The 2,230-nt window shown below is 54.7% G+C and carries 2 protein-coding genes; both read right to left on the reverse strand.

Annotation, left to right across the window (positions count from 1 at the left end):
• Positions 1–1,644 (reverse strand): type VI secretion system baseplate subunit TssF (gene tssF, locus AB4Z11_RS29970; RefSeq protein WP_442029569.1); only part of this gene is annotated, 1,644 nt, incomplete at its 3' end.
• A 243-nt stretch (positions 1,645–1,887) separates the two neighbouring features.
• Positions 1,888–2,230, reverse strand: a 343-nt coding sequence (locus tag AB4Z11_RS29975) for an FCSD flavin-binding domain-containing protein (RefSeq protein ID WP_442029570.1), incomplete at its 5' end; no start/stop codon positions are given.

Genomic DNA, 2,230 nt, shown 5'->3' on the forward strand with positions numbered 1-2,230 from the left:
CCTATTGCGTGGCACGCGTGACCGAAAAAAGCAATTCAAGACTCGCGCAAACGTATAAATGCTTCGTCCCGCAAAGTAAGCAGCGTCGATCGAAAGCCGAAATCTTGTTCCCGCCATGTAGCGAGTATCAATCCAGGCACAAATCTCATGCTCCGACAGCTTGCGCAGCCCTTCCAGCATGTGCTGGCTTGCCGTACTGGTGATGGGCGCGTGAAGCCGAAGAATGTCGATCAGTTCTGGCAAGCGCGGTGCACGATGTAACAGGGAGAGCAGTATCCAATGCGAGCGACGTGCGGCGAGATATTGCGTGGGACTTGGCTTCTCAAGTACGTGGATCGGGAAGCCAGCAGTGTTCAGTTCTGTTGTAAGTTCGCTCGCATTTTTACTGCTAGCCAAAGACTGCGTCGCGTCGCGGTTTGTACACGTCAGATGAATAGCGAGCGCGCCGGTACTTAAGGCTACAGGTGTGCGAGCGCGGTCAATGAGGTAAAGCGTGTGCTCGTAATCATTGCCTGAGTTCTTCGTTAGCCATTGAATTCCTCCTGGCGCTGTCTCACTATAGGGCATGAATTCGATTGGCGCTTCGTTACAATTTGAGCGATGAAGTAACGACACCTTGTCGATGCTGTATATCTCGCAAGCGGTTTCGGGAAGCTGATCAGGAACGAGAGTGTACTCGGAGCTCGCTGCGTCAAGCTTGATAGGTGCAGCGCGGTAAGGGAACAGATTAATTATCGGCGTACAGCCAAGACGTATGCTGTCGCGCGACAGCTTGCCGGCGTGTGGCAAGTTTGGAAGGATGAGGTGAAGCGTGATTCCATCGCAGCGGGGAATGAAGCTGGCAATGGTGGGCAGGTCAATGTCGATGAAGTTGAACTTTTCGGGAAAGCAGAAGTATTCGGCTAGCAGCCGGTAGCAAGAAAGTGCGGAGGTATCCGGCAAAAGTGCTTCGTTGTCGCTTAGGCCGACCTGATGAAAAGGCGACGCTGGGGAGATCGTCCACTGATCGTTCGCTTGCACGCATACGCACAATGTATGCATCAAGATCGCGTCCATGATCCAGGCAGTCTTCGCTGGGCTACCGCTAACGTGTATACGTAACGGAGCTTCACAGTACAACGCTCTATTCGACGATGTACTGTTGATGGTGAGACGCATAGATGATGCGGCATCTTGCGGAAGACGTAATGCCGCAGGTACCTCTATCGGCGCGATGCAGGCTTCTGCGATGGTGATCGGCGCGATGTTGATGTCATAGGCCGTGCGAAATTTGCAAATCTGCGAGCCCGTTCCGTGTGACTTCAGCATGGTCCCACGAGGGATGTGAGCAACGCTACTGATTGCATTCGGCTTCGCATCGCCATAATCAATCTGCGCAATAGCGCACGACGGAAAAGCCCGCAGCGCCTGATGTGATGCCAGTATCGCGGAAGTCAGCTCTTCATGCTTATCTTCGAGACGCTCTGCCGTGTGCGCATTTAGGAGCGCGATTGACTGAATCAACCGCTCTACTTCGGGGTCCGAGCTTGCCTCGCCAGATAAAGAAATGGCGTGCGCAAGCTGCGGGTAGATACGTGCGAATTCCGCACTTGCACGGCGCAGTCTCGCGAGTTCTTGCTCGTAGTGAGCCAGCAGACTGTCCATAAGGCCTCCTGCGCATTGATAGTCTGGCTATCGTGACACGGGAGGACTTAGACGCGCTTGCGCTGAATCAAGCGAATTTATGAGCTACGTCGCAAATTACTGAAGCGCTTGCGCTTCAGCGAGACGACGCCTAACAAGGCCAGGTCGGCGACGAGCACGCCTGATCCTTGCGAGCACACAAATCAAAGAAACCCTTATATCTTTTGGCTTTCTTTGAATTTAAGGCGGGATTCCAGTGACTACTCAAGTGAGCATATCTGACCAGATATTGGTGGCCCAGCTGTTGGCGTAGGTGGCTTCGAGTTCGGCCGGACCGGGGGAGAGTCCACCRCTGCCTGGGACGACCAGCAGCGTCTTTTTCTCCGCATTCCAGGCGTGCACGCTGGCGACGTGGATCACTTCCTTGTCGTTGATAAAGCTGTAGCAGGTGTTGGTCAGCATCGGGTTTTGCTCGGGCTGGCGGCCGCTCAGCAGGTCGACCACGGCGGCGGCGCAGACTTTGGCGTGCTGGTTGGCCATGTGGCCGGACTTGGGCATCAGCGGCGAGGTCTGAATGGCGTCGCCGATGATGTGGATGTTCTTCGCC

It is taken from the genome of Pseudoduganella sp. RAF53_2 (assembly GCF_052113985.1).
Taxonomy (GTDB): Bacteria; Pseudomonadota; Gammaproteobacteria; order Burkholderiales; family Burkholderiaceae_D; genus Rugamonas.